The sequence below is a fragment of the Streptomyces sp. PU-14G genome, from assembly GCF_041028275.1.
GTDB lineage: Bacteria > Actinomycetota > Actinomycetes > Streptomycetales > Streptomycetaceae > Streptomyces.
On sequence record NZ_JASKYT010000769.1, the window covers coordinates 1 to 418 of the forward strand.

General features: G+C 69.8%; 1 protein-coding gene. It reads right to left on the reverse strand.

All coding sequences use genetic code 11. The features are described from left to right. Positions 1 to 57: 57 nt before the first annotated feature. On the reverse strand, positions 58 to 418 hold a 361-nt coding region (locus AB8Z75_RS35230; protein ID WP_369209237.1), incomplete at its 5' end, for an SseB family protein.

The following is a 418-nucleotide window of genomic DNA, read 5'->3' on the forward strand; positions in this document are numbered from 1 at the left end:
GGCCCGGGCGGGGCGGGTCAGGTCAGAGCGGCGTGGGTCTGGGCGAGGCGGGGCGCTCTAGCCGTACATGCGCCGCATCGCGAAGTCCACCATCTCCTCCACCGCCTTGGCGTCGAAGACCACGCGGTGCTCGCCCTCCATGTCGAGCACGAAGCCGTACCCCGACGGCAGCAGGTCGAGGACCTCCGCGCCGGTGATGACGAAGTACTTCGACTCCTTGCCCGCGTAGGCGCGCAGCTCCTTGAGGGTGGTGAACATCGGGATGACGGGCTGCTGGGTGTTGTGCAGGGCGAGGAAGCCGGGGGTGTCGCCGCGCGGGCAGTACACCTTGGAGGAGGAGAAGACGCCCTGGAAGTCCTCGGCGCTCATCGAGCCCGTGGTGAAGCCGCGGACCGCCTCCTGGASGGAGGGCGGGGAG